Raw genomic sequence first — 296 nt, 5'->3', positions numbered from 1 at the left:
ATTATGACAACTACCATGTGATCGCGCGCAATTGCTATGGTCAACTCTATTTGTGGGGAGAACGAACGGGGCATTCACTTTCTGTTATTCCTTATTTAAATTGGATTAAAACAGTTAACGGGAATGAAATTGATATATCGGTTGGAAAAGCTAATTCAGCAATCCAGCGCTTTCTAGGCTTCAAAGAGCTCGAAGATGTTGATATTAAGAGCAACTCAATCCCCTTGTTCCCATCTGTACTTAAAACGTATGGCCCAGTGGGTAAAGACGAGGTCCTGGTCTTTACCCCCTACCTA

Annotated in this window: 1 pseudogene; it reads left to right on the top strand. The window is 41.9% G+C overall.

Going from position 1 to position 296, the window contains the following annotated elements:
- Nucleotides 1-296 (top strand): annotated as a pseudogene (locus tag TW84_RS24990) (GAD-like domain-containing protein); the annotation flags it as partial.

The sequence above is a fragment of the Vibrio neptunius genome, assembly GCF_000967495.1.
In the GTDB taxonomy this organism is placed as follows: domain Bacteria; phylum Pseudomonadota; class Gammaproteobacteria; order Enterobacterales; family Vibrionaceae; genus Vibrio; species Vibrio neptunius.
This window is presented reverse-complemented; position numbering and strand designations above follow the sequence as displayed.